Raw genomic sequence first — 26,039 nt, 5'->3', positions numbered from 1 at the left:
GACCGACCTAGCGTCGAGCGCATGACCTGGGCCGGACACCTCCCCGCGAGCCGCGAGTACCGCCGCATCCTCGTCGGGCTCGGCGCCGCCGGCATCGCGACGTTCGCGCAGCTCTACTCACCGCAGGGGCTGCTGCCCACCCTCGCGCGCGGCCTCGAGGTCAGCCCCGCCGACGCGGCCCTGTCGGTCTCGCTCGCGACCCTCGGCGTCGCCGTCGCGGTGCTGCCATGGTCGTGGATCGCCGACCGCGTCGGTCGGCTGCGCGCCATGCAGGTGGCCATCGTCGCCTCGACCGTGCTCGGCGTCGCCGTCGCGCTCGCGCCCGGGATCGAGGCCCTGCTCGCCCTGCGCCTCGTCGAGGGGATGGCCCTCGGTGGGCTGCCCGCGCTCGCCGTCACCTACCTCCACGACGAGGTGCACGCCCGCCACACGGCAGCGGCTGCGGCCGCCTACATCTCCGGCACGACGATCGGTGGTGCAGCCGGGCGGCTCATCGCCGGACCGCTCGCGGGCGTCGTCGGCTGGCGCCCGGCCCTGCTCACGGTGGGCGCCGTGTGTGCCGTCGCGTCGGTCGTCTTCCTGCGGCTCATGCCGCGGGCGCGCGGCTACCGACCGACGACCGCAGCCACCGCGCGGACCGTCGTGGACGGCATACGCACGAGCCTGCGGGACCCGGCGCTGCTGGCGCTCTACGGCCAGGGGGCCCTTCTCATGGGCGGCTTCGTCGCGGTCTACAACTACCTCGCCTTCCGGCTCGAGGGCCCGGAGTTCGCGCTGCCCGCGACGGTCGGGTCGCTGATCTTCGCCGCGTATGCCGCCGGCACCGTCAGCTCGCGCCTCACCGGCCGCTGGGTGCCGCGTCTCGGGCGGCGGCGCGTGCTCGTCTCGGGCACCGTGACCATGGCCATCGGCGCCCTGCTCACGCTGTCGGGCGCGCTGCCCGTCGTCGTCGTCGGCCTCCTCGTCCTCACGGCCGGCTTCTTCGCCGCCCACGCGACGGCCTCCGCCTGGGTCGGCGCCCGGGCGACGACCGGGCGCGCCCAGGCGACCGCGCTCTACAACGTCGCCTACTACAGCGGGTCCGCCCTCGTCGGCTGGCTGCTCGGTTACGCGTGGTCGGGACCCGGCTGGCGCGCCGTCGTGGGCGCGGTGGTCGTGCTCGCCGCGCTCGCCCTGGCGCTCGCCCTGACCGCCCTGCCCGGCGGCGATCCGATCGGCACCCGCGTTACCGTCCCCCCGGAGGCTCGCGCGGTGCATGCTGTCCCGCATGAGCGACGGTCCGGTGGGGGGACCGCGTAGGGCAGACATCCAGGGCCTCCGGGCCGTGGCCGTGACCGCCGTCATCGCCTTCCACCTCTTCGGCTGGCCGAGCGGCGGCTACCTCGGAGTCGACGCCTTCTTCGTCCTGTCCGGCTTCGTCATCACCGGGGTGCTCGTCCGCGAGCGCGACCGCACCGGACGGATCTCGTTGCGCGACTTCTGGATCCGTCGGGCTCGACGGATCCTGCCGCTCGCCCTGCTCGTCATCGCCGCCGTCGTCGCCATCGCGCCGTGGGCGTGGGCGGGTGCCAAGGTCGCCTCGATCCACACGGATGCCCTGTGGGCGATGCTCTTCGCCGCGAACTGGCACTACGCCGCCCGCGCCGACACGTACTTCGATACCGGGTCGGCGCCCTCGCCGCTCCTGCACTACTGGTCACTCGGGGTCGAGGAGCAGTTCTACCTCGTCTGGCCGCTGCTCGTCGTGCTCGTCGTCGCCGTCGCGGGAGGTGTGCGCCGACACCGGGTGGCGATCGGCAGCCTCGCTGCGACCGTCGGCGTCGCGTCCCTCGTCTGGGCAGCCGCCTCGACCTCCTCCGACCCGACGACCGCCTACTTCTCGACGCTGACCCGCGCGTGGGAGCTCGCGCTCGGCGCCGCGCTCGCCACCGTGCCCCGGTATGCCGTCCGGCTGGCTCCCGCAACCCGCACCGCACTCTCGTGGGCGGGCCTCGCGACGGTCGTGACGGCATACGTCCTCGCCACGCCGGACACGGGCGTCCCCTGGCCGGCGGCGCTCGGGGTCGCCGTCGGCACCGTGCTCGTGCTCGTCGCCGGGATCGGTGCGCCGGCACCGCGAGCGGTGCTGCTGACGAACCCGGTGAGCGGCTACGTCGGCGACATCTCCTACGGGCTCTACCTCTGGCACTTCCCGCTCGTCGTGCTCGCCCCGGTCGTGCTGACGACCACGGGGGCGACGAGCGCGGCGATCGTCCTCACGGCGACGCTCGCGCTGGCCGTCATCTCGCACCACCTCGTCGAGCGACCGGTCCTCGACGCGCCACGCGTGCGGCGTCGCAGCATGGTGGCCGCCGCCCTGGCGCTCGTGCTCCTCGTCGTCGGGGTCGGCGGGGCGGCGTCGGCCCGACCCGACCTCTTCGCGGGTGGCACCGTCGTCGCGGCCGACGACCCCGATGGCGCCGTCCCACCTCCGGAGGGCGAGGTGCCCGCTCCGACGGCGCAGAACCCCGAGCCGACGCCCACCGCGACGACCAGCCCACCGACCCGGACGACGCCCCCCGTGCCGACCTCCACGCCGGCCTCCACGCCGACGCCCACGGCCACGAGCTGGACGCCGATCCCACTGGGCGCCAGCGGAACCCGCATCCAGGACGGGCTCCGAGGCGCCCTCGCGTCGGGGTCGTGGCCGGCCGACCTCAATCCCTCACCCGACCAGTGGCAGACGACCGCCGACCAGCGCGCCGCCATGAGCGCCTGCACGGCGACCGACGCCGAGGACCCCGAGTCGTGCACCTTCGGCAACCTCGCCGGGCCCGAGATCATCGTCTATGGCGACTCCATCGGCTTCCCGCTCCTCGCGACGGTCGAGAAGGCCTACGGCAGGACCTACAAGGTGCGCGGCATGACGAAGATCGCCTGTGCCGTCAACGGCGTCGACGCCGACTACGGCAAGGACGAGTGGGCGCTCCCCTGCGTCGACCACCGGAAGATGGTGCTCGACTACGTGCGGAAGGTGAAGCCGAAGGTCCTCATCATGACCGAGACGTACTCGTGGGCCGTCCGCCTCAGGTCCCACGCGAAGGGCACGGCCTCGGCGAAGGAGTGGCTGGCCGCCGACCAGGCGTTCGTCGACGCGGTGCGCGGGAGCGTCGGCACCGTCGTCATCGTCGCGCCGTCGATGCCGGGCGTCGCGTTCCTCGACTGCTACCGGCCGGGCGGGTCGCCGGGACGGTGCGTCACCGGCATCCCGACGTGGTGGGCGCGCACGCGAGACGTCGAGAAGAAGGTGCAGCACGCCGTCTTCGTCGACACGACCCACTGGTACTGCGTCGACGGACGGTGCCCCATCTTCACGACGACGACCGGGACGGTGCTCAAGGGCGACTACCTCCACACGTCGGTGCAGTACGCCCGCCAGCTCGCCCCCGACCTCGCCCATCTGCTCAGGGCCTCCGGCGTCAGGCTGTGAAGGCCGTCGACGGGAGGTCGCGCTCGTCGTCGGCGAGGGCCCGCACGACGCGCTCGGCGACGGCGTCGGGGTCGAGCCCCTGCGGCAGCCTCGGCGCCTCGCCGGCGACCGGTCGGGTCGCCAGACCCGTCTCGGTGTGCGGCGGACGGACGTCGAGGACCCGGATGCGTCGCCGCCGCAGCTCGGTCGCGAGAGCCGCGTCGAAGGCGGTGAGCCCCGCCTTCGCGGCGCTGTAGGCCGCCATCCCGGGCATCGCCTTCTCGGCGACGACGGCGCTCACCTGCGCGAGGAAGCCACCCTCCGGGATGACCGCGAGGGCGGCACGGGCGAGGCGGATCGGCGCGACGAGGTCGAGCAGGAGCACCTCGTCGAGGGTGTCGTCGTCGAGGTCCTCGACCGGGCCGAACGCGACGACACCGGCGGCGTTGACGACCCCCGTGAGAGCTGCGTCCGCACTCGCGGCACGCACGACCGAGGCCGGTCCGTCGGGTATCGTCAGGTCGGCGGCGACGACCGTCACGACGGCGGTGCCGAGCTCGTCGGCGAGCGCCTCCAGACGGGCTCCGTCCCGACCGGACAGGGTGACCCGGGCGCCGGACGCCACGAGACGCCTCGCGATCGCGCTGCCGAGGCCGCCCGTGGCGCCGAGGACGAGGACGTGCGCAGAGGCGAGGTCGGTCACCCGGCCATCATCACCCGGCGAACGGCCGGCCGGAAGGTGCGCTTCGGCCCTCGCTTCGCCGACTCACGGCTGCGAAGGTGGGTATGTTGTGGTCGATCGCGCGTCGGGGGACGCAGCGCACAGGGGACACGGGGGCAGCACCATGGCGACAGCACACTCGTCCGACCGCGGGCACGACGGCAATGCGCGGGAGCTCATGGCTCCGCACGAGGTCGCCCGGATCTTCCGGGTCTCTCCGGCCACCATCACCCGCTGGGCCCGGGTGGGCCTCCTGACCTCCACCCGGACGCCCGGCGGCCACCGGCGGTTCGAGCGCGCCAGCGTCATGGCGCATCTGGAGCGGCTCCTCCGCGAGGGTGACGCCGACCGCAGCCGCAGCTCGACCGGCGACGCCTGACCGCACGCGCGCGACCCGGCACGCGGCGGCACGGCAAACGGCGACACGGCATACGGCGCTCCGCCCACGGGTGTGGGAGGTGTCGGTCATGATGTGCGAGTCATGACGCGATGGACTTCCCAGCAGGTGGCCGGTCTGGCTCCCGACGCCTCGTCGCTGGCCGCTGCCCGGAGGCTCGCACGCCCCGGGCCGTGGTCCGACACCGGCTCCACCGAGACGTTGCTCTGGGGCAAGTGCCAGGGCTCGGGCAAGACGCCCTACCAGGTGAGCATCGACCTCACCGGGCCCGCGTTCCGGTGCTCGTGCCCCAGCCGCAAGCTCCCGTGCAAGCACGGGCTCGCGCTCCTGCTCCTCTGGGTCGACGGGTCGGGGTCCGTCGCCGAGGCGACCGAGGTGGCCGGGTTCGCCCAGGAGTGGGCCGCCGAGCGCTCGGCCCGGGCCGAGGCGAAGGCCGCCGGGGACGCCGCCCGCCCGGCGAGGACCCCCGACCCCGCAGCCGCGGCAAAGCGCCTCGAGGAGCGGCTCGCCCTCATGGACGACGGCATGGACGACTTCGCGCGGTGGCTCACCGACCTCGCGCGCAGCGGCACGGCAGCCGCACGGCACCAGTCCTACGCGTGGTGGGACGGCACGGCCGCGCGCCTCGTCGACGCCCAGCTGCCCGGACTCGCCGACGACGTGCGCTCGGTCGGCGGCGCCGTGAGCGGTCGCCCCGACTGGGCCGAGCGCCTGCTCGTCGCGCTCGGTCGCTGGTGGACCGCCACCCGGGCCTGGTCCGGACGCGAGTCGCTAGACGAGGCCCGACTCGGCGACCTGCGCGCCTACCTCGGCTGGTCGACGAGCACCGAGTCGGTGCGCCGGGCCGACGCGGTGACCGACCGCTGGCTCGTCCTCGGCGCGCACCGCAGCGACGACGGCCGCCTCCAGCAGCAGCGCACGTGGCTGCGCGGGAGCGCCACCGGCGAGACGGTGCAGGTGCTCGACTTCGCGGCCGGGGGCCAGGTGCTGCCGGTCGCGCGCGTCGTCGGATCCGGGCTCGACGCGACGCTGGCGCGCTACCCGGGTGCCGCCGTGCGGCGGGCCCTCTTCGTCGACGAGCCCACCGTCTCCGACGGCGACGTGCGTATGCCGTCCGGCGCGTCCCTCGAGGACGCGCGGTCGGCGGCGGCCGAGACCTGGGGCCGCAACCCGTGGGCGCGCCGCATCCCCGTCGTCCTGTCCGACGTGCGCGTCGGAGTCGACCGGGTCGTCGACGCGGAGGGTTCGAGCGTCTCCCTGACCGACGACGCCGACGTGTGGTCGCTGCTCGCCCTGACCGGCGGCGGACCGGCGCGCGTCTTCGGCGAGCTCGAGGAGACCCGCCTGCGGCCGCTCACGGTCGTGCTCGACGGCGAGGTGGTCGGGCTGTGAGCGACCTCGACACGTGGTGGCGCGACGTCGGCAACGCCGCGCTGCTGGGCACGGCGCGCCGGCCGGCGCCCCCGCTGCCCGACCTCGGGCGGGCCGGTGTCCTGGGACGTTCCGGCGAGTCCTCCCGCGAGGAGGCCCTCCTCGACGCCGCCGCGCTGGGCGGCGCGGCCCTGCGCGCGGGGCGCCGGCTCGACCACGCCGACCCACCGCAAGCCGCCCCCGACGACCGGCGTCCCGTGGCTCCGCGCCGGGCCGTCCAGCTGCTCGAGCTCGTCATGACCCAGCCCCCGGCCGGGGCCCAGCAGCGCAGCGCCCTGCTCGCGCACTGGCTGGGTGCCGCCGACGACGCCGGCTGCCGGGTGCCGCACGCCCTGCTGCCGACGCTGCTCGCGCTCGCCACCGGGGCGCGCGAGCTGCGGCGCCCGACGGCCGCGGTGCTCGACGAGCGTGGCCGCTGGCTCGCCGGGCTGCGCGACGAGTGGTCGTGGGTCGCCGACGCCTCCGCGGGCGCCGAGGCCCGCACCGCCTCGCGCCGGACCGGCACCGCGCCGCGGGCCGACGACTGGGCCCGCCTGCCCTCGACCGACCGGGTGACCGTGCTCGCCGGTGTCCGGGCCCACGACCCGGCTGCGGCGCGCGAGCTCGTCCGCTCCACCTGGGCCACCGACGCGGCGCGCGACCGACGCGCACACCTCGACGCCCTGCGCATCGCCCTCGGCCCCGACGACGAGCCGCTCCTCGAGGACGCTCTCGACGACCGGGCCGCGAGCGTGCGTGAGCTGGCGGCCGAGCTGCTCGACGCCCTCCCGGGCTCGGCCCGGGCCACGCGCATGGCCGCACGGCTGCGACCGCTCGTGCGGCGCGCCGGCCTGCTCGGTCGCGCCGTCGAGGTGACCCTGCCCGACGAGCCCGACCCCGCCGCCGTGCGCGACGGCCTCGGCAAGCCCCCGCCGCGCCGCTCCGCCCGCGGCTGGTGGCTCGAGCAGCTCTGCGCCGGCGCCCCGCTCGAGCTCTGGGCCGAGCTGACCGGCGCCGGTCCGGTGGCGACGGTCAAGCGCCTCACCGACGCGCAGGCGACGGACGCGCTGGCCGGCATACGCCGTGCCGTGCGAGTCCGACGCGACCCGGAGTGGGCGGCGGCGCTCCTCGACGGCGGCTGGGACCCGACGCTCGTGCCCGCCCTCCCGCGCGAGCTGCGTGAGCGAGCCGTGCTGAGGCGCGTCGACGCCACGAGCACCAAGCCGCACCACGCGGCCGCCGTCATCGCGGCCGTCGAGCCCCCGTGGTCGGCCGACTACAGCGTCGCGCTCGTGTCCCGGCTGCGCGCCGCACCCCAGGGCTCGGCGATCGTCGTCGCGACGATGCCCTACCTCGTCGCCGGGCTGCACCCGGCCGCGCTCGACGCCGTCGAGCGCTGGCTCGAGTCCAGCGGCGCCGACCAGACCCTGACGACCAACCTGCGCAACCTGCTCCAGTTCCACTCCGTCAAGCGATCGATCACCGAGGCCTTCAGATGAGCGAATCACCATCTCCCACCACGGTCCTGCGCGCCCACGCCGAGGACGCGTATGCCGCCGAGCTGGCCGCCCTCGCCGCCTCCGACGACCGCCCCCGCCCTCCGCGCTGGCGGCTGTCACCGTGGGCCGTCACGACCTATCTCCTCGGCGGCACGCTCGACGACGGCACCGAGATCACGCCGAAGTACCTCGGGTCACGACGGCTCATGGAGGTCGCCGTCGCCTCCCTCGCCACCGACCGGGCCCTGCTGCTCCTCGGCGTCCCGGGCACGGCCAAGACGTGGGTCAGCGAGCACCTGGCGGCCGCCGTCAGCGGCTCGTCGACCCTCATCGTCCAGGGCACGGCCGGCACGCCCGAGGAGTCGCTGCGCTACGGCTGGAACTACGCGCGGCTGCTCGCCGAGGGGCCGACGCGCGGCGCGCTCGTGCCGAGCCCGGTCATGCGAGCCATGGAGACCGGCACCCTCGTGCGCATCGAGGAGCTGACGCGCATCCCGGCCGACGTCCAGGACGCCCTCATCACGATCCTGTCGGAGAAGCACCTGCCGATCCCCGAGCTCGACTCGGAGGTGCAGGCGCAACAGGGCTTCAACGTCATCGCCACCGCCAACAACCGCGACAAGGGGGTCAACGACCTCTCGTCGGCCCTCAAGCGCCGCTTCAACACCCTCGTGCTGCCCCTGCCCGACACCCTGGCGCAGGAGGTCGAGATCGTCCGCACCCGCGTCGACTCCCTGGGCCGCTCGCTCGAGCTGCCGCCCGGGCTCGAGTCCCTCGCCGAGATCGAGCGCGTCGTCACGATCTTCCGCGAGCTCCGCTCCGGCGTGACCGCCGACCAGCGCACCACCGTGAAGTCACCCTCGGCGACGCTGTCGACGGCTGAGGCCATCTCGGTCATGACCAACGGGCTGTCGCTCGCGGCCCACTTCGGCGACGGTATCGTCCGGGCCGACGACGTCGCGGCCGGCCTCGTCGGCGCCGTCGTCAAGGACCCGGTCCAGGACCGCATCGTCTGGCACGAGTACCTCGAGACTGTCGTCAAGGACCGCACCGAGTGGACCGACCTCTACCGCGCGTGCCGCGAGCTCGGCTGAGCCCGTGAGCGTGCGTGGGGTGGACGTCCGCGTCGAGGTGCTCGGCGTACGGCACCACGGCCCGGGCTCCGCACGCTCCGTCGGGCGCGCCCTCGACGAGCTGCTGCCCGACGTCGTCGTCATCGAGGGGCCGCCCGAGCTCGACGCGCTGACCCCGCTCGCTGCCGACCCCGACCTCGTGCCGCCGGTGGCCGGGCTCGTCTACGCCGTCGACGAGCCGAGGCGGGCGGCGTTCTACCCGTTCGCCGTCTTCTCCCCCGAGTGGGTCGCGCTGAAGTGGGCGCTCGAGCACGGGGTCGACGTCCGCTTCGCCGACCTGCCCGCGACGCACCACCTCGCCGACAGCGACGCCGGGGACGCTGCGCGTCGTCCGGGCCGTCGCCTCGACCCCATCTCGGCCCTCGCATCGGCTGCCGGCTACGACGACCCCGAGCGCTGGTGGGAGGACGCCGTCGAGCACCGCCGCACCTCGTCCCTCGCCCACTTCGCCCACCTGCGCGAGGCGATGGAGGGGGTCCGGGGCGACCTCGAGGTTGACGACGACGCGCGCCGAGAGGCCTTCATGCGCAAGGTGATCCGCGCCGAGATGCGGGGCGGTCGCGAGCGCATCGCTGTCGTCTGCGGCGCCTACCACGCCCCAGCTCTCGACCCGGCCTCCTTCCCGCCGGCCAGTCGTGACAACGCGCTCATGAGCAGGCTGCCGAAGATCAAGGTCGCCGCCACGTGGGCGCCGTGGAGCTCCGAGCGCCTGTCGTATGCCAGTGGCTACGGCGCGGGGGTCCGCTCGCCCGGGTGGTACCACCACCTCTTCGTCACCCCCGACGACGAGGTCGTGCCGTCGTGGTTCGTCCGCGTCGCCCGGGCCCTGCGCGACCAGGACCTCGACGCGTCGACCGCCTCGGTCGTCGAGGCGACCCGCCTCGCGGGCGCGCTCGCCGCCGTGCGGGGCAGGCCGTCGGTCGGGCTCGCCGAGCTGACCGATGCGGCCCGGGCGGTCCTCACGGAGGGCTCCGACCTCCCCCTGCGGCTCGTCGACCGCACCCTCGTCATCGGTGAGCTGCTCGGGCGGGTGCCCGAGTCGACGCCGATGGTGCCGCTGGCCGGCGACCTCGCGAAGCAGCAGAAGACGCTGCTGCTCAAGGCGTCCGCGACCTCGACGGTCGTGCAGCTCGACCTCCGCCGCGAGTCCCAGCTCGCCCGGTCGGTGCTGCTGCACCGACTCGCGGTCCTCGACGTCCCGTGGGGCGCGCAGGTCGACGCCGGCCGCACGACGGGCACCTTCAAGGAGGCCTGGGAGCTCGAGTGGACACCCGAGCTCGCCGTCGCCGTCATCGAGGCGAGCCTCCACGGCACGACGGTCCGCAGCGCCGCCGAGTCCCGCATCGCCGAGGAGGCGCGGGAGGCGGCCGACCTCCGCGTCCTCGGGCGGCTCATCGAGGAGTGCCTGCTCGCCGACCTGCCGGAGGGACTGCGCGCCGTCGTGGCCGCGCTGGCCGAGCGCACGGCCCGACAGCACGACACCCAGGCCCTGCTCGAGACCGTCGAGCCGCTCGCGCGGACGTGCCGCTACGGCGACGTGCGCGGGGTCGACGTCGCCGACGTGGCGCACGTGCTCCAGACCGTCGTCGTGCGTGCGTCCGTCGGGCTGCGCGCCGCGTGCTCGAGCCTCGACGACGACAGCGCGGCCGCCATGCGCACCGCTGTCGAGGCGGCGCACCGCGGTGTGGCGCTCGTCGACCGCGACGACCTGCGCGACCCGTGGACCGAGGCGCTCGTGACCGTCGGTCGCGACGAGGTCATCCACGGCGCCGTCGCCGGACGCGTCAACCGGCTGCTGCTCGACGGCGGGCACCTCACGCACGACGAGGCGGCCGCGCGCCTGAGCCGCCGGCTCTCCCCCGGCACCCCGGCCCCGGCCGCCGCGGCCTGGCTCGACGGTTTCCTCACCGGCGAGGCGCTGCTCCTCATCCACGGCGACGACCTGCTCTCGATCATCGACGAGTGGCTCGTCGGCGCGTCCGAGGAGGCCTTCGAGGACCTCCTGCCCCTCGTGCGCCGCACGTTCTCGCGCTACCAGCCCGCCGAACGCCGCCTCATCGGGACGCACCTGCGCGACCTCGCGAGCGGCACGCGTACGACCCCGTCGTCGACGGACTCGCTCGACCTCGACCGGGCGGCACCGGCGATCGCCGCGGTCGCCCGACTGCTCGGGATGGAGGTGGCGTCATGACCGACCGCGATCGGCTCACCCGTTGGCGCCTCGTCCTCGGCGGCGAGCAGTCCGACGGCATCGGCGAGGGCGCGAGCCTCGACCCCGACGACCTCAAGCGCGACGAGTCCTTGCGCGAGCTCTACGACGGCGAGCGCCGTAGCGGCCTGGGGGCGTCGGCGCCGCGCGTCGCGCGCTGGCTCGGCGACATCCGTGGCTACTTCCCGTCGTCGGTCGTGCAGGTCATGCAGCACGACGCGATGGACCGCCTCGGCCTGACCCAGCTGCTCCTCGAGCCCGAGCTCATGGAGGCCGTGCAGCCCGACGTCAACCTCGTCACGACGCTCGTCGGGCTGGGGCGTGTCATCCCCGAGCGGTCGCGCGCCACGGCGCGGGCGGTCGTCCGCGTCGTCACCGACGAGCTCGAGGAGCGGCTCCGCTCCGAGACGGTCCAGGCCGTCTCCGGCGCGCTCAACCGGGCGTCACGCACCCGGCGCCCCAAGGCGTCCGACATCGACTGGAACCGCACCATCGCGGCCAACCTCAAGCACTACCAGCCCGAGCACGGCACCGTCGTGCCTGAGCGGCTCGTGGGTCACGCCCGGCGGGCGCACCGGGTCGAGCGGCGGATCATCCTCTGCATCGACCAGTCCGGCTCGATGGCCGAGTCCGTCGTCTACTCCAGCGTCTTCGGGGCAGTCCTCGCCTCGCTCCGGTCGGTCGAGACCCGCCTCGTCGTCTTCGACACCGCCGTCGTCGACCTCACCGACGAGCTCGACGACCCCGTCGACGTGCTCTTCGGCGTGCAGCTCGGCGGAGGCACCGACATCAACCAGGCGCTCGCCTACTGCGAGGGCCTCATCGAGCAGCCGGGCGAGACGATCCTCGTGCTCGTCAGCGACCTCTACGAAGGCGGCATCGCCGAGGAGATGGTCCGACGCGCATCCTCGATCGTCGCGTCCGGCGCGACGATGGTCGCCCTGCTCGCGCTCAGCGACTCGGGCCGGCCGAGCTTCGACGCCGACCACGCCTCGGCCCTCGCGGCCGTCGGGGTGCCGGCCTTCGCCTGCACGCCCGACCAGTTCCCCGACCTCATGGCGACGGCCATCGAGAAGCGCGACATCACGGCCTGGGCCGCGGCCCACGACATCGTCACGACCCACGAGGCCGAGCCGGCTACCTGAGCGCGGCGACGGCCTCGATCTCCACGAGCTGGTCGGGGTAGCCGAGGACGGTGACGCCGTGCAGGGTGCTCGGCACCTCGTGCTCGCCGAAGGCGTCGTGGACGACGGTCCACGCCGCCACGAGGTCCTCCCGCACGGTGGTCGCCACGATGACGCGCGTGTAGGCGACGTCGCCCAGCGTGGCGCCAGCGGCGTCGAGAGCGGTCACGAGGTTGTCCACGCACTGCCGGGCCTGGGCTGCGACGTCGCCGGGCGCCACGGTCGCACCGGACTCGTCGAGGGGGCAAGCTCCGGCCGTGAAGAGGAGCCGGGCGCCGGCATCGGTCGTCGCGGCATACGCGTAGGGCGCGGTGTCGGTGAGCGCGGCGGCCCTGATGAGGCGCACGGCGCTGGTGGGTCGGCTCATGCCCAGGACGGTAGCGGGAGGTCCCGTGGCTCCGGACGCGGAGCACGCCCCTGGCCGGGGGCGTAGCGTTCGAGGATGCGTAGCTTCCCGGTGACCGACGCGATCCGCTCCTACGCCGTCGCTCACGGCACCTGGCGTCCCGATCCCGTGATCCAGGGCCTCCAGGCGGAGACGGCCGGGCTCGGGGACGCGGCCGGGATGCAGATCGGCGACGACCAGGGACAGCTGCTCACCCTGCTCGCCCGACTCGTCGGCGCCCGCCGGGCCGTCGAGGTGGGGACGTTCACCGGCTACTCGAGCCTGTGCATCGCCCGGGGTCTGGCCGAGGGAGGTTCCCTGCTCTGTTGCGACGTCAGCGCGGAGTGGACCGAGATCGGTCGACGGGCTTGGGCCTCCGCCGGCCTCGATGACCGGATCGAGCTGCGTATAGCGCCGGCCCTGGACACCCTGCGGGCACTGCCCACGGCGGCGGACATCGACCTGGTCTTCATCGATGCGGACAAGCCGGCGTATGCCGCCTACTGGGCCGAGCTGGTGCCGCGGGTTCGCCCTGGGGGGCTCTTGCTCGCGGACAACGTCCTGTGGAGCGGCCGGATCACCGATCCCGAGATCGACGACGCGAACACCGTCGCGTTGCGCGCCTTCAACGACCTGGTGGTCTCCGACGATCGCGTCGAGACCGTCGTCCTGACCGCCTTCGATGGTCTGACCATCGCCCGGAAGCGGTGACCTCGGGGTGTGAGGACGTGACCACACCCCACCCGCTCGATCAGGCGCGTCAGGACACCACAGGTCGGACGAAGCAGGATCGGCAGCGGGCCTCGTAGGTGAAGGTGCCGTCGTCCGGCAACGCCTCGGACCCGCCGAGGCTGTCGAGGAAGGGCTCACCCGCGCGGAGGACCTGCGTGTGCGTGGCGCTGAAGTCGCGGCACTGGTCGCACACGGCGCGGCGGTAGGTCACGGTGTCGGGCCCGAGCTCGAGCAGCGCCCGGACGGGGGCGAAGAGCTCGCCGCGGTGGTCGAGGTCGATGCCGGCGACGACGACACGGGTGCCGCGACGCAGGAGCTGGTCGACGACCGCGACGTCGTCGAGGTCGAACATGTGCACCTCGTCGACGGCCACGACGGCGAGCTGCTCGTCGAGGGCCTCGTGCAGGCTGCGCACCTTCGTCGTCGCGAGCACACCACCGCTGCGGGAGGTGACGCCGCTGTCGCGGACGTGCCGCTCCGACTGGTACACGCGGTGTCGCACCCGCGTGAACTGCAGCGGTGACAGCAGCGAGATGAGCGCGAGGCTCTTGCCCGACTTCATCGGCCCGAGGACGACGTCGAGCGACACCTCGGACGCGGTGCGGACGGCCTGCCTGACGTCGTCGATCGTGGTCACGGGTGAGAACGCTATCGGCCCCTGGTGTCAGTCGGTGGCAGCGCCTCGCACCCGGGTCATCGGCCGTCGCCGTTGGCGCCTCGGATCACGTTCTCGATGCACGCGTCGACGGTGCCCGACGTGGTCACCTGACCCAGGAGCTCCTTGGCGTGACCGGCGGCCCGTGCCTGCGCTCCGACGAGCCAGCACAGCGTCGGGTCGGTCTGGGAGGACGGCACGGACACGTCGACCGCCCCCACCTGCGACTGGAGCATCTGGAACTGCTCGTCCTGGTGGTTGACGAACCACAGCCAGCCGATGGTGTTGGCGACGACGAGCAGGAGCACGAGGCCCACGCTCACGGGGCGACCCACTGAACGCTCCACGCCGCTGAGAGGCGAGTCCGGACCGCGCTGCCCCGGCTGCCCGAGCCCGTCCGGCGTCTCCGCCCGCGTCGAGCTCGTCACCGTCTCGTCCATGCGACTGCCCCTGTCGTCCGTGGCACTCCCCTGCGCCGGTGAGGGAAACGTACTCCTGCCGCCACGTCGGAGGTACGCCGTCGCCCCAGAAGAACGCGTCCATCTCAGGAGTGCGCAGTGCACCGCGCACCTGCTGGCGCGAGGTGCGCCTCTGCGGCGAAGACCCACCTCGCCCGCCGGGAAAGCAGTCGCCAGAGACGCTGCTCGCCGCCTAGCGTGCCGGGATGCCCATGCACGAGGACGAGGTCCGCGCGACTCCCGAGCTCGTCGAGGGGTTGGTCGCCGAGCAGTGCCCGCAGTGGCACGGTCTGCCCGTGACGGCGCTCCCCGACGACGTCGAGGGCACCGACAACGTCCTCTTCCGGCTCGGCGACGCGCTCGTCGTGCGGATGCCCAAGGTCGAGTGGGCCGCGCAGCAGGCCGACTCCGACGCCCGGTGGCTCCCTCGTCTCGCACCGCACCTGCCCGTCAGCGTGCCGGTCCCCGTCCACCTCGGACGCCCGTCCGACGACTACCCGTGGGCGTGGTCGGTCGTCCCCTGGGTCGACGGCGCGACCCCGCCGCGCCTCGGCTCCGACGACGCCCCGCTCGCCCGCGACGTCGCGGACTTCGCCCTGCGACTGCGCGAGGTCGACCCCACGGGCGGCCCCACCAAGCCAGCGGGCTCGCGCGGCACCCCGCTCTCCCACGTCGACGCGGCGGCGCGCGCCGGCCTCGAGCGGCTGCGCGGCCACGACGACGGCCTCGACCTCGACGCCGCCGAGCGCGCCTGGGACATCTGCGTCTCCGCTCCGGACTGGGACGGCGACCCCGCGTGGATCCACGGTGACCTCCAGCCCGGCAACCTCGTCGTCGACGGCGGCCGCCTCGTCGCCGTCATCGACTGGGGCGCCCTCGGTGTCGGCGACCCGGCTCCCGACGTCGCCGCCGCCCTGTGGACCTTCACGGGAGACGCACGAGACCTCTACCGCCGGACCGTCTGCCCCGACGACGCCACGTGGCTCCGGGCGTGCGGCTGGGCACTGGCGCCGTCGCTCACCGGCATCGACTACTACCGGCACACCTTCCCGCGGATGGCCGAGCACGGCCGTCAGATGGTGCGTGCCGTCGTCACCGAGCTCACCTGACGCGTCACTGAGGCGGGACTGTGGGGGTGGCGTGGGCCCGCCGTGGCTGGGACCGCGCGCTTCGTCGGCCGACGCTGGAGGGGACCGCTCGTCCTCGTCGAAAGGCACCACCGTGAGCACCACGACCTTCAGCACCACCCCGACCTCCGACCTTCCGTGGGTCCACGAGATGGTGATCATCCACCGCGCCTTCCGCCGCGAGACGCGCCTGCTGCCGGGACTCGTCCGCCAGGTCGCGGACGGCGACGGGGCGCGGGCCAGGAGTCTCGCCGAGGTGCTGCGCCTTGTGCTCGCCGGCCTCGAGATGCACCACACCAGTGAGGACGCCGTACTGTGGCCGGCGCTGCTCGAACGGGCCGCGCCGTCCACCGGTCTCGTCGAGACGATGCGGGCCCAGCACCACGGGATCGAGGACCACCTCGAGCGCGTGGCGCACCTGCTGCCCGCCTGGGAGGCGGCGCCGACCCGAGAGCGCGGCGTCGAGCTGGCCGACGTCCTCGAACGGTTCGCTGCCGACCTCGCCGAGCACCTCGACCTCGAGGAGCGCGAGATCCTGCCACTGTGCCTGCGGTATGTCACCGTTGCGGAGTGGGACAGCCTCGGGCAGCACGGAATGGAGGCGATGACCCGACCACAACTGCCGTTGCTCTTCGGTGCGCTGCTCGAGGAGTGCTCGCCCGAGGAGCGCCGGGCGATGCTCGCGAAGCTGCCCCTTCCGGCTCGTGTCCTCGTGCGCACCCTCGGCGCACGGCAGTACCGACGCTTTGTCAGCCGCGTCCGCGAAGGCTGAGGTCCGTGTCGCCCGGGGAGGTGATGTCGGCCACGACATCGGCCGCGAAACGGGCCACCTCCTCCTGCGTCGCCGTCCGACCCGCATCCCACGCGGCGGTGAACTCGTCGGAGCCCAGCTGCGTCCGGGCGACCGCCAGCCCGGATTCCGCGCCGGCGCGCGAGGGCGGGTAGTGCGGGTCCACCGAGGTCGTGTCACCGAGTGTCGCCGCCGCGCCGAAGAGGTGGGCCGCGGCCACGGGGCGGCCCGACCGCGCCGCCACCCCGGCGAGCTCGGGGACCGCGTAGCCGAGCGTCCAGCCGAGTCGTAGCGGGAACGACACGGCGAGGGACTCGCCGAGGAGGGCCGCGGCCTCGGCGTCGTCCCCGGCGACCTGGCGTGCCGTCGCGAGCGTGTTGAGCGAGGTGGCGAGCCCGAACTCGTTGCCCAGCGCCCTTGCCGCCGTGACCGCCTCCGCGAGCAGTCGCGTCGCACCCTCGGCGTCGCCCGCGAGCAGCAGCCCCTGTCCGCGCCCCACCTGCACGTGCAGCCGCGCCCAGGGCAGGGGGTCGACCGGGTGGGCCTCCTCGACGCCCAGATCCTCAGCGCGGGCCTCCGCCAGGGCCAGGAGCCTTTCCCCTGCGGCGAGGTCGCCGGCGAAGAGTGCACCGAGCCCACTGAGCAGGGAGGCCTCCACGACAAGGAGCGCGTCGCCGGCCCGCTCGGACAGCCGGATCGCCAGGTCGCCGAGCATGCGAAGGCCGTCGACCTCCCCGACGACGAGCATCAGTCCCATGCGGCCGACCGCTGACCAGGCCACCGCCGTCGTGGTGCCGGTGCCGTGCACGCGCTCGAGCCACTCGTGGCCCTCGCGCACGCGACCGCGCATGGCGAAGTACGGCCAGAGGCCTCCGGCGAGGTCGGCGGCATCTGACACCCGGCCGAGCTCGAGGAGCCGGAGCAGTCCCGACCTCAGGTTGCCGCGCTCGGCCTCGACGCGGTCGAGCACCGGTCCGATGCCGGCCGACCACAGTCGTCGGTGCGCGTCCACGGCCACCTGCCGGGCGTACGCGGCGTGGGCGTCGGCCGCAGGCAGCGCCAGACCCGCGGCGTGCGCCTGCGTGATCGCGTGCTGCCGAACCGGCTCGAGGAGGCGGAATCGGGGGACGCCGTCCGGCGAGGGCGCCGGCAGCACGAGTGCCTGCTCGACGAGGGCGGCGACGCGGGGCAACACGTCGTCGGAGCCGGCAGTCGTAAGTGGCTCCACGATCGGCTCCACGGCTGCGAGCCAGTCGAGCGAGAAGCCGCCGGAGAACACGGCAGCGCGCAGGAACAGGTCGCGCTGTCCGGACTCCAGCAGTCCGACACTCCCGGCCAGCACGGTCGCCATGCTGCGCTGCCGTTCGGGCAGGTCGCGCGGGCCGCCGACGCCCACGTCGATGGTGCCTGCCTCCAGCCGTGACAGCAGCGCGTCGGGCGGCAGGACGCGCGCCGCCGCCGCGGCCAGCTCGATGGCGAGCGGGAGCCCGTCGAGGCGTCGCGCGATGGCTGCGAGTGTGGCGGCCCCGGCAGCGCCGTCGCGCACCTGAGCGCCAACCGCCGAAGCGCGGTCGAGGAACATCGCGACGGCAGGGGAGGCGGCCACGGCGGTCATGGCGTCGGGCCCGTCACCGAGGGCGGGCAGAGCCAGCGGCGCCACCGGCACCTCCTGCTCGGCGCGGACCCGCAGCGGAGCGCGACTGGTGGCGAGCACCGTGAGCCCCGGCGCGAGCCCGAGGAGCTCGGCCACGCGAGGCCCGCACGCGAAGACCTGCTCGAGGTTGTCGAGGACGAGCAGCACCCGACGATCTGCGAGGTGGCCCGCGACCCGCTCCACGAGGTGGACGGTCCCGGTCGGTTCCTCGATCACCCCGAGCGCCGCCGCGACCTGTGGCAGCACCTCGTCCGGCTCGCGCACGGCCGCGAGGTCGAGCAGCCGGACGCCGCCGGGAAAGGCGTCGCGGACCCGCATCGCGGCCTCCGTCGCGAGGCGGGTCTTCCCGACGCCGCCCGGTCCGGTGAGCGTGATGAACCGGGCGCCGCGCGCGGTGAGAAGGTCCGTGAGACGCGTCAGGTCCTCGTCGCGCCCGAAGAGCGGCGTCAGTCCCGACCCCGCAAAGGCGCCACCCGCTGCTGCAGACCAGCCCTCGGGCTCAAGCGGCCCCGACCGCCCTGACGGCCCTGACGGCCCCGCCCGGCGCGGGACCGATGCCACGAGCGCAGAGCGTTCCACGTCGCCGAGGAGAAGCGCGTCGGCCAGCGCCCGGACGGTGTGCGGATGCGGGCGCAGCCGCTCGCCGCGCTCGAGCGCGCCGATCGCCTTGACGCTGAGGCCGGATCGCTCCGACAGCTCCTCCTGCGTCAGCGACCTGGCCTCGCGCAGGGCGCGGAGCCGCGTACCGAACGCGCCGACGGCCGAGCTCCCCTCCACGATCCGACGGTAGCGCGCCGGCCAGCCGCCCACGGGTGAACGACTGGCCTGTCTACTCGCCGGTCACCGGGCAGGCGTGGAAGGCTGCAGGGTGCGACACCACCCCCGTCTGAAGGAGCACCGATGATCTCGCGCATCGCCATCGTGAACCGCGGCGAGGCCGCCATGCGGCTCATCCACGCGGTGCGGGACCTCAACGCCGCCGCGGGTCGCGACGGCCACCGCATCGAGACGGTCGCCCTGCACACCGAGGGCGAGCGGCGGGCCATGTTCGTGCGCGAGAGCGATGACGCCTACGACCTCGGGCCGGCCTCGGCGCGCCCCTACCTCGACCACGCCGTCCTCGAGCGCGCCCTGCGCGAGACGAAGGCCGACGCGGCGTGGGTCGGCTGGGGCTTCGTCGCCGAGGACCCCGCCTTCGCCGAGCTGTGCGAGCGCGTCGGCGTCACCTTCATCGGCCCGAGCCCCGATGCCATGCGCAAGCTCGGTGACAAGATTGGCAGCAAGCTCATCGCCGAGGAGGTCGGCGTCCCCGTCGCGCCGTGGAGCCGCGGCGGCGTCGACACCCTCGAGGACGCGAAGGCAGCAGCCGCACGCATCGGCTATCCCCTCATGCTCAAGGCGACCGCCGGTGGTGGTGGCCGCGGCATCCGCCGCGTCGACTCCGACGCCGACCTCACCGATGCCTACGAGCGCACCCGCGACGAGGCCCAGCGCGCGTTCGGCTCGGGCATCGTCTTCCTCGAGAAGCTCGTCACCGGCGCCCGCCACATCGAGGTCCAGGTCATCGCCGACGGCCAGGGCTCCGCGTGGGCCGTCGGCGTGCGCGACTGCTCGGTGCAGCGCCGCAACCAGAAGGTCATCGAGGAGTCCGCCTCTCCCGTCCTGCGCCCCGAGCAGGAGGACGAGGTCCGCGCCAGCGCCGAGCGGCTCGCCATCGCGGTCGGCTACGCCGGCGCCGGGACCGTCGAGTTCCTCTACCACCCTGGCGAGCGCTTCTTCGCCTTCCTCGAGGTCAACACCCGCCTCCAGGTCGAGCACCCCATCACCGAGGTCGTCACCGACACCGACCTCGTCAAGCTCCAGATCCACGTCGCGAACGGCGGGCGTCTCGACGACCTGCCCGGCGGCCGCCCGACGCAGCGCGGCCACGCCGTCGAGGCCCGCCTCAACGCCGAGGACCCCGACCGCGACTTCGCCCCGAGCCCCGGCCGCATCAGCCTGCTCCAGTTCCCGGCCGGTCCTGGCATCCGCGTCGACACCGGTGTGGGAGAAGGCGACTCGATCCCCGCCGACTTCGACTCGATGATCGCCAAGATCATCGCTCACGGCCGCGACCGCGACGAGGCACTCGCCCGCCTGCGCCGCGCCATGGCCGAGACGACCGTCGTCATCGACGGCGGCTCGACGAACAAGAGCTTCATCCTCGACCTGCTCGACCAGCCCGAGATCATCGACGGCTCCGCCGACACGGGCTGGATCGACCGCGTCCGCGCCGAGGGCCGCCTCGTGTCGCACCGCCACTCCGGCGTCGCGCTCGTCGCCGCCGGCATCGAGGCCTACGAGGACGCCGAGGCCATCGAGCGGGCCCGCCTGCTCGAGTCGGCCCGCGGGGGTCGTCCGCAGGTGCAGCACACGGTCGGCCGCGCCATCGACCTCAAGCTGCGCGGCACGGCATACAAGGTCATGGTGCTGCGCACCGCGTCGCACCGCTACCGCGTCTCCATCGCCAACGGCCGCGACGAGCACGTCGTCGACGCGACGCTCGACCGCATCGACGAGTATGCCGGCCGCATCGTCGTCGAGGGACGCGCGCACCGCCTCGTCACCGCCACCCACGGACCCGTCCACCTCGTCGAGGTCGACGGCGTCACCCACCGCGTCTCGCGCGACGAGGGCGGCGTCGTGCGGTCGCCGGCGCCCGCGCTCGTCGTCGCGACCCCGGCCGCCGTCGGCGACGAGGTGGCCGCCGGTGCCCCGGTGCTCGTCCTCGAGTCGATGAAGATGGAGACGGTGCTGCCGGCGCCCTTCGCCGCGCGCGTGCGCGAGCTCCTCGTCAGCGTCGGCAGTCAGGTCGAGACCGGCGCACCGCTCGTGCGCCTCGAGCCCACCGGCGACGAGGCCGAGGTCGCCGAGGCCGTGGCCACCGAGACCGTCGACCTCGACCTGCCCGACTCGAACGCCGGGCAGGCGAGCGTGCGCGAGCGCGTCGACCGCGGCATCGAGGACCTCTCCGCGAGCGTCCTCGGCTTCGACGGCGACCCGATCGGCGACCGCAGGGTGCTCGCCGGCTACCTCTCGGCGCGCGACGAGCTCGCGGCGGAGGGCACGATCCCGCTGGCCGAGGAGATCGACGTCCTCGAGCTGCTCACCGACTTCGCCGAGCTGAGCCGCAACCGCCCGGCCGCCGAGGAGCGCCACACCGAGCTGCTCGTCCACAGCCCGCGTGAGCACTTCCACTCCTATCTCCAGAGCCTCGACGTCGACCGCGCCGGTCTCTCGGCGGACTTCCGCGACAAGCTCGCCCGCGTCCTGCGCCACTACGGCGTCACCGACTTCGAGCGCACGCCCGACCTGGAGGAGGCGGTCTTCCGCGTCTTCCTCGCGCAGCAGCGTTCGGCGCCCGAGGTGCAGCTCGCGACGTCGATCCTCCAGCGGTGGCTCGCCGAGCCGATCCCGGCGCCGCCGCTCAACGCGGCGGCCCGTGACGCGCTCGACCGGCTCGTCGTCGCGACCCAGCTGCGCTTCCCCGTCATCGGCGACCTCGCCCGCAGCGTCCGCTTCCGCTGGTTCGACCAGCCGCTCGTCGACGAGGAGCGCCAGAGCGTCCTCGCCGGGGTCCGCGACAAGCTCGCGGCCCTCGCGGCCGAGCCAGACGCACCCGACCACACGGCGCGCATCGACGAGCTCGCCGCGATCCCCGAGCAGATCGTCCGGTTCCTCACCGAGCGCCTCCACGAGGAGGCGCCGGAGCGGCTGCCCGAGCACGAGCCGATGCTCGAGGTGCTCATCAAGCGGCACTACCGCGAGCACGAGCTGCACGGACTGCGCACCTTCTCCGAGGGCGGTCGGCCCTTCGCCGTCGCCGACTACACGCTCGACGAGCGTCCGACGCACCTGACGTCGACGATCGGCGGGGTCGACGAGCTCGTGCCGGGCAGCCCGCTCGACGCGGCCGTCTCCAACGACGTGTGGTCGCGACCCACGGGGCTCCAGTCCGTCGTCGACCTCTACCTGCGCTGGGCGCAGGAGCCCGAGTCGCCGGACGCCGCGAGCGATCAGCTCGCCGCGCTGCTCCAGCAGCTGCCCTTCGCCCAGGACGTACGCCGGGTCGCCGTCGCCGTGAGCGCCGGCCAGGGGCGCCCGGTCGGCTACTTCACCTTCCGCCCCGTCGACGGCACCCTCGTGGAGGACCGCCTCGTCCGCGGCGTGCACCCCATGGTCGGGCGCCGCCTCAACCTGTGGCGCCTCACGTCCTTCGACGTGACGCGGCTCGAGGCCCCCGAGGACGTCCTGCTCTACGAGTGCGTCGCCAAGGACAACCCCGACGACCACCGCCTCGTCGCCCTCGCGCAGGTGCGTCAGGTCGTCGTCGTGCGCGACGAGTCCGGTCAGGTGTCGGGCCTGCCGCACGTCGAGCGCGCCATCGCCAACTGCCTCGAGGCGATCCGTCGGGTCCGGGCGAGCCGCGGTGCCAAGGGCTCCCGGCTCGACATGAACCACGTGTGGGTCCAGATCTGGCCGACCATCGAGGCCGATCTCGGGCAGCTGACGGCGCTCCAGAGCAAGATCGCCCCCGTCACCGCCGGCGCCGGCATCGAGGAGGTCCTCGTGCAGGCGCAGGTCGCCGGGGCACCCGGCGAGGCGCCCGCCCCGATCGCGGGCCGCTTCTTCTACCAGCCCGGCTCGGGCGTCACCGGATCGCTCGGCGCCCCACCCACCGAGCCGCTCAAGCCGCTCGACGACTACGCCTCCAAGGTCGTCCGGGCCCGACGCCGAGGTCTCGTCTACCCCTACGAGCTCCAGTCGATGATCGCCGGCGACGGCGGCACGGTGGTCGAGCACGACCTCGACGACTCGGGCACGCTCGTGCCCGTCGACCGTCCGCAGGGTCTCAACAAGGCCGGCATCATCGTCGCCGTCGTCAGCTCGCCGACGGTCCGCCACCCCGAGGGCGTGACCCGCGTCGTCCTCTCGGGCGACCCGCTCCGGTCGCTCGGCTCCGTGGCCGAGGCCGAGTGCGCCCGGGTCATCGCGGCCCTCGACCTGGCCGAGCGGATGCAGGTGCCTCTCGAGTGGTACTCCCTCTCGGCCGGTGCGCGCATCTCGATGGACTCCGGCACCGAGAACATGGACTGGGTCGCCCGTGCCCTCAAGCGGATCATCGAGTTCACCCAGGCGGGTGGCGAGATCAACATCGTCGTCGCCGGCATCAACGTCGGCGCCCAGCCCTACTGGAACGCCGAGGCGACGATGCTCATGCACACCAAGGGCATCCTCGTCATGACGCCGGACAGCGCCATGGTCCTCACCGGCAAGCAGTCGCTCGACTTCTCCGGCGGCGTCTCGGCCGAGGACAACTTCGGCATCGGTGGCTACGACCGCGTCATGGGCCCGAACGGGCAGGCGCAGTACTGGGCCAAGGACCTCGCGGGTGCCCGCGCCATCCTCATGGCGCACTACGAGCACGCCTACGTCAGCCCGGGCGAGTCCGGCCCGCGCCGCGTCACGACGAGCGACCCGTCGCACCGTGACGTGACGCTCTACCCGCACGAGCTGGCCGACTCCGGCTTCAAGACGGTCGGCGACATCTTCAGCTCGCTCACCAACCCGGACCGCAAGAAGCCGTTCGACATCCGCACTCTCATGCGGGCCGTCAGCGACCAGGACCGCGAGCCGCTCGAGCGCTGGGCCGGCATGGCCGACGCCGAGACCGCGGTCGTGCAGGACGCCCACCTCGGTGGCATCCCCGTGTGCCTCATCGGCATCGAGTCCAAGTCGGTGCCGCGCCGCGGCTTCCCGCCCACCGACGGCCCCGACACGTACACGGCCGGCACGCTCTTCCCGCGGTCGAGCAAGAAGGTGGCGCGCGCCATCAACGCGGCGAGCGGCAACCGCCCCGTCGTCGTCCTGGCGAACCTGTCGGGCTTCGACGGCTCACCCGAGTCGATGCGCAGCCTCCAGCTCGAGTACGGCGCCGAGATCGGCCGGGCCATCGTCAACTTCGACGGCCCGATCGTCTTCACCGTCGTCTCCCGCTACCACGGCGGCGCGTTCGTCGTCTTCTCCAAGACGCTCAACCCGCGCATGACGGTGCTGGCCATCGAGGGGTCGTTCGCGTCGGTGCTCGGCGGTGCGCCGGCCGCGGCCGTCGTCTTCTCGCGCGACGTCGACGCCCGCACGGCGTCCGACCCGCGCGTCACCGAGCTCGAGGGTCAGCTCGCGTCGGCCACCGGGGTCGAGCGCGCCCGGCTGGCCACCGAGCTCGCCGAGCTGCGCAGCTCGGTGCGCGCCGAGAAGCTCGGCCAGGTCGCGTCGGAGTTCGACACGGTGCACAGCATCCACCGCGCCGTCTCGGTCGGGTCCGTCGACGCCGTCATCGACGCCCACGACATGCGTCCGCGCATCATCGCCGCGATCGAGGCCGGCCTGCAGGGCTGACCGGGCGGGCGTCTTCGCTGCCATCAGCATCCACGCCCTCCTCAACGGACCGGCTCACCCGCAGCGGTGTGCGGTGGCGCGGGAGATGGTCCCCGACGCCAGGAGTGCGCGTTGCAACGCGCACCTGTGGCACGAGGACGCACCGTTGAGCTGACCCGGCTAGCGCTTCGGGGCCGGCACCCGCAGTGACGTGACGCCGCCGAGGTCGAGCCACACCGCGTCGGGGGTGCGGACGACCCGGACGAGCACGTCGTCGCAGCCCGGGCACCGACCGACGAGGCCCGGCTCGGGCCCGTAGACGCGCAGCGTCGCGACCTCCGAGTCCGTGCCGCACCCGCGACACCTCACGACGGCCACCGTGACGTCGAGCGCGAAGAGCTCGGAGAGCGGGCCGGCCATGAGGTTGCCGTCGTACGCCGCCGTGGGCCCTGGACCGTCGGGGATCGTCATGGGAGGTCCTCCTTCACGGGCCGCTCGGCCCGAATCGCTCTGTCCGGATGCGGTCGGCCGCGTGGCCGAGCGCGACGAGCAGGTCGGCAGCACCCTCGACGAAGCCGGTCGGTCCGCACACATAGCACGTGGGTGCGTCCTCCCCCGTCCAGCCGGGAGCGGCGAGGTCCGACTCGCGCAGCCGGCCGACCGGGCGCCCGTCACCGTCGGGGGCCCGGCGCGTGTGGACGAGCCGGACCTCGACGCCCTCCGTGGCGGCCAGCACCGCGAGCTCGTCGCGGTAGATGACCTCGTCGGGCCCGCGGACCGAGTACACGAGACGGAACGGCGGTGCACCGGGGTCACGGGCCCGCAGCATCGCCATGAGCGGGACGACGCCGGAGCCACCGGCCACGAGCAGCACGGGCCCGGGCTGCCCGGTGCGCCAGACGAACCAGCCACCGACGGGCCCACGCACGCGCACGGCGTCACCGACCGCGAGACCGTCGGTGAGGAAGGTCGAGACCTCCCCGTCCGGCACCCGCTGGACGGTCAGCTCGACCCGGTCACCGCACTCGGGCGCCGAGACGGAGTAGCTCCGGGTCGCCGTGTAGCCGTCGGGCGCGGTGAGCCGCACGTCCACGTGCTGACCCGGCAGGTGACCGGGCCACCCGTCGACGTCGAGGACGAGCGTCACGGCGCTGTCGGTCTCGGGACGTCGCTCGACGAGCGTGGCCTCCCGCCACGCGCGCCGGGCGCTCAGTCCCCCTGGTACCGCTGCTCGCGCCATGGGTCGCCGTAGTCGTGGTAGCCGAGCTGCTCCCAGAAGCCGGGTGAGTCCTCGAGCATCAGCTCGATGCCGCGCACCCACTTGGCCGACTTCCAGAAGTAGAGGTGCGGGACGAGCAGCCTTGCGGGACCGCCGTGCTCGGGTCGCAGGTCGTCGCCGTCGTAGCCGTACGCGACCCAGGCCTGTCCGTCGAGGAGGTCCTCGAGCGGCAGGTTCGTCGTGTAGCCGCCGTAGCTGTGCACCATCGCGAAGTCGGCAGCCGTCTCGACGTCGGCGAGGAGGGTGTCGAGCGAGACGCCGCGCCACTCGGTGTCGAGCTTGGACCAGCTCGTGACGCAGTGGATGTCGACGGTCACCATCTCGGCCGGGAGGGCCATGAGCTCAGCCCACGACCACGCGTGGCGGGTGCCGTCCTCCGTCGCGACCCACAGCTCGAACTCGTCGTGGTCGACGTTCGAGGTGGGGCCCGCCGAGAGCACCGGGAAGTCACCGGTGAGGTACTGGCCCGGGGGCAGCCGGTCGTCGCGGCCGCGTGGCCGACCCTGGAACCCTCGTGTCACGAAGTCCATGCCCAGTCACT

At 73.8% G+C, this 26,039-nt stretch carries 20 protein-coding genes; 12 read left to right on the top strand and 8 right to left on the bottom strand.

Features of this window, described 5'->3' with window-relative positions; all coding sequences use genetic code 11:
- Positions 1–21: 21 nt before the first annotated feature.
- Together AB4Z14_RS04255 and AB4Z14_RS04250 are read left to right on the top strand one after the other, a co-directional pair.
- Positions 22–1,299, top strand: coding sequence for an MFS transporter (locus tag AB4Z14_RS04255; protein WP_442274100.1), 1,278 nt, complete (start codon positions 22–24; stop codon positions 1,297–1,299).
- Positions 1,268–3,469 carry an acyltransferase family protein gene (locus AB4Z14_RS04250; RefSeq protein WP_442274099.1) on the top strand — a complete coding sequence of 734 codons (2,202 nt, stop codon included), beginning with the start codon at positions 1,268–1,270 and terminating at the stop codon, positions 3,467–3,469. Before AB4Z14_RS04255 ends, AB4Z14_RS04250 begins: the two co-directional genes overlap by 32 nt.
- Here AB4Z14_RS04250 and AB4Z14_RS04245 read toward each other — a convergent pair.
- Positions 3,459–4,151: an SDR family NAD(P)-dependent oxidoreductase gene (locus AB4Z14_RS04245; protein WP_442274098.1), complete on the bottom strand. Its 693-nt coding sequence runs from the start codon at positions 4,149–4,151 to the stop codon at positions 3,459–3,461. The two genes, AB4Z14_RS04250 and AB4Z14_RS04245, sit on opposite strands and share 11 nt — an antisense overlap.
- Before the next feature lie 142 nt (positions 4,152–4,293).
- Here AB4Z14_RS04245 and AB4Z14_RS04240 point away from each other — a divergent pair, with 142 nt between their 5' ends.
- The 6 genes from AB4Z14_RS04240 (at position 4,294) to AB4Z14_RS04215 (ending at position 11,962) form a co-directional block, all read left to right on the top strand.
- Positions 4,294–4,548: a MerR family DNA-binding transcriptional regulator gene (locus AB4Z14_RS04240; RefSeq protein ID WP_442274097.1), complete on the top strand. Its 255-nt coding sequence runs from the start codon at positions 4,294–4,296 to the stop codon at positions 4,546–4,548.
- A gap of 102 nt (positions 4,549–4,650) precedes the next feature.
- Positions 4,651–5,958, top strand: coding sequence for an SWIM zinc finger family protein (locus tag AB4Z14_RS04235; RefSeq protein WP_442274096.1), 1,308 nt, complete (start codon positions 4,651–4,653; stop codon positions 5,956–5,958).
- Positions 5,955–7,475, top strand: coding sequence for a DUF5691 domain-containing protein (locus AB4Z14_RS04230; protein WP_442274095.1), 1,521 nt, complete (start codon positions 5,955–5,957; stop codon positions 7,473–7,475). The genes AB4Z14_RS04235 and AB4Z14_RS04230 overlap by 4 nt, the downstream gene beginning before the upstream one ends.
- Positions 7,472–8,569 (top strand): ATP-binding protein, encoded by a 1,098-nt coding sequence (locus tag AB4Z14_RS04225; RefSeq protein ID WP_442274094.1) that lies wholly within the window; start codon positions 7,472–7,474, stop codon positions 8,567–8,569. Before AB4Z14_RS04230 ends, AB4Z14_RS04225 begins: the two co-directional genes overlap by 4 nt.
- 4 nt (positions 8,570–8,573) lie before the next feature.
- Complete coding sequence (locus AB4Z14_RS04220; RefSeq protein ID WP_442274093.1) at positions 8,574–10,799, top strand: DUF5682 family protein; 2,226 nt, start codon at positions 8,574–8,576, stop codon at positions 10,797–10,799.
- Positions 10,796–11,962 (top strand): VWA domain-containing protein, encoded by a 1,167-nt coding sequence (locus AB4Z14_RS04215; protein ID WP_442274092.1) that lies wholly within the window; start codon positions 10,796–10,798, stop codon positions 11,960–11,962. The genes AB4Z14_RS04220 and AB4Z14_RS04215 overlap by 4 nt, the downstream gene beginning before the upstream one ends.
- Here AB4Z14_RS04215 and AB4Z14_RS04210 read toward each other — a convergent pair.
- Positions 11,955–12,368, bottom strand: a complete 414-nt coding sequence (locus AB4Z14_RS04210; RefSeq protein WP_442274091.1) for a RidA family protein — start codon at positions 12,366–12,368, stop codon at positions 11,955–11,957. The genes AB4Z14_RS04215 and AB4Z14_RS04210 overlap by 8 nt on opposite strands.
- A gap of 75 nt (positions 12,369–12,443) precedes the next feature.
- Between AB4Z14_RS04210 and AB4Z14_RS04205 the strand changes: the two genes are divergently transcribed.
- Positions 12,444–13,097: an O-methyltransferase gene (locus AB4Z14_RS04205; RefSeq protein WP_256794055.1), complete on the top strand. Its 654-nt coding sequence runs from the start codon at positions 12,444–12,446 to the stop codon at positions 13,095–13,097.
- A gap of 49 nt (positions 13,098–13,146) precedes the next feature.
- Here AB4Z14_RS04205 and AB4Z14_RS04200 read toward each other — a convergent pair whose 3' ends face one another.
- Both AB4Z14_RS04200 and AB4Z14_RS04195 read right to left on the bottom strand, forming a co-directional pair.
- Complete coding sequence (locus AB4Z14_RS04200) at positions 13,147–13,755, bottom strand: thymidine kinase (protein WP_442274090.1); 609 nt, start codon at positions 13,753–13,755, stop codon at positions 13,147–13,149.
- A gap of 56 nt (positions 13,756–13,811) precedes the next feature.
- Complete coding sequence (locus AB4Z14_RS04195; protein ID WP_442274089.1) at positions 13,812–14,213, bottom strand: hypothetical protein; 402 nt, start codon at positions 14,211–14,213, stop codon at positions 13,812–13,814.
- A 224-nt stretch (positions 14,214–14,437) separates the two neighbouring features.
- On the opposite strand from AB4Z14_RS04195, the gene AB4Z14_RS04190 reads away from it, so the two are divergent.
- Together AB4Z14_RS04190 and AB4Z14_RS04185 are read left to right on the top strand one after the other, a co-directional pair.
- The gene (locus AB4Z14_RS04190; RefSeq protein WP_442274088.1) at positions 14,438–15,340 is read left to right on the top strand and encodes an aminoglycoside phosphotransferase family protein; all 903 of its coding nucleotides are present in this window, start codon (positions 14,438–14,440) and stop codon (positions 15,338–15,340) included.
- Positions 15,341–15,452: 112 nt separating this feature from the next.
- Positions 15,453–16,130 (top strand): hemerythrin domain-containing protein, encoded by a 678-nt coding sequence (locus AB4Z14_RS04185; protein ID WP_442274087.1) that lies wholly within the window; start codon positions 15,453–15,455, stop codon positions 16,128–16,130.
- On the opposite strand, the gene AB4Z14_RS04180 is transcribed toward AB4Z14_RS04185, so the two are convergent.
- Positions 16,108–18,579 carry an ATP-binding protein gene (locus tag AB4Z14_RS04180; protein ID WP_442274086.1) on the bottom strand — a complete coding sequence of 824 codons (2,472 nt, stop codon included), beginning with the start codon at positions 18,577–18,579 and terminating at the stop codon, positions 16,108–16,110. The two genes, AB4Z14_RS04185 and AB4Z14_RS04180, sit on opposite strands and share 23 nt — an antisense overlap.
- 123 nt (positions 18,580–18,702) lie before the next feature.
- On the opposite strand from AB4Z14_RS04180, the gene AB4Z14_RS04175 reads away from it, so the two are divergent.
- Positions 18,703–24,240 carry an ATP-binding protein gene (locus AB4Z14_RS04175; protein ID WP_442274085.1) on the top strand — a complete coding sequence of 1,846 codons (5,538 nt, stop codon included), beginning with the start codon at positions 18,703–18,705 and terminating at the stop codon, positions 24,238–24,240.
- A gap of 159 nt (positions 24,241–24,399) precedes the next feature.
- On the opposite strand, the gene AB4Z14_RS04170 is transcribed toward AB4Z14_RS04175, so the two are convergent.
- The 3 genes from AB4Z14_RS04170 to AB4Z14_RS04160 are packed head-to-tail and all read right to left on the bottom strand — an operon-like array spanning position 24,400 to position 26,028.
- Positions 24,400–24,690: a DUF6510 family protein gene (locus tag AB4Z14_RS04170; RefSeq protein ID WP_442274084.1), complete on the bottom strand. Its 291-nt coding sequence runs from the start codon at positions 24,688–24,690 to the stop codon at positions 24,400–24,402.
- A 13-nt stretch (positions 24,691–24,703) separates the two neighbouring features.
- Positions 24,704–25,459: a ferredoxin reductase gene (locus AB4Z14_RS04165; RefSeq protein ID WP_442274083.1), complete on the bottom strand. Its 756-nt coding sequence runs from the start codon at positions 25,457–25,459 to the stop codon at positions 24,704–24,706.
- Positions 25,429–26,028 (bottom strand): sulfite oxidase-like oxidoreductase, encoded by a 600-nt coding sequence (locus AB4Z14_RS04160; RefSeq protein ID WP_442274082.1) that lies wholly within the window; start codon positions 26,026–26,028, stop codon positions 25,429–25,431. Before AB4Z14_RS04160 ends, AB4Z14_RS04165 begins: the two co-directional genes overlap by 31 nt.
- Positions 26,029–26,039 lie beyond the last annotated feature (11 nt).

Source organism: Terrabacter sp. 2TAF16 (assembly GCF_052115065.1).
Lineage (GTDB): Bacteria > Actinomycetota > Actinomycetes > Actinomycetales > Dermatophilaceae > Terrabacter.
This window is presented reverse-complemented; position numbering and strand designations above follow the sequence as displayed.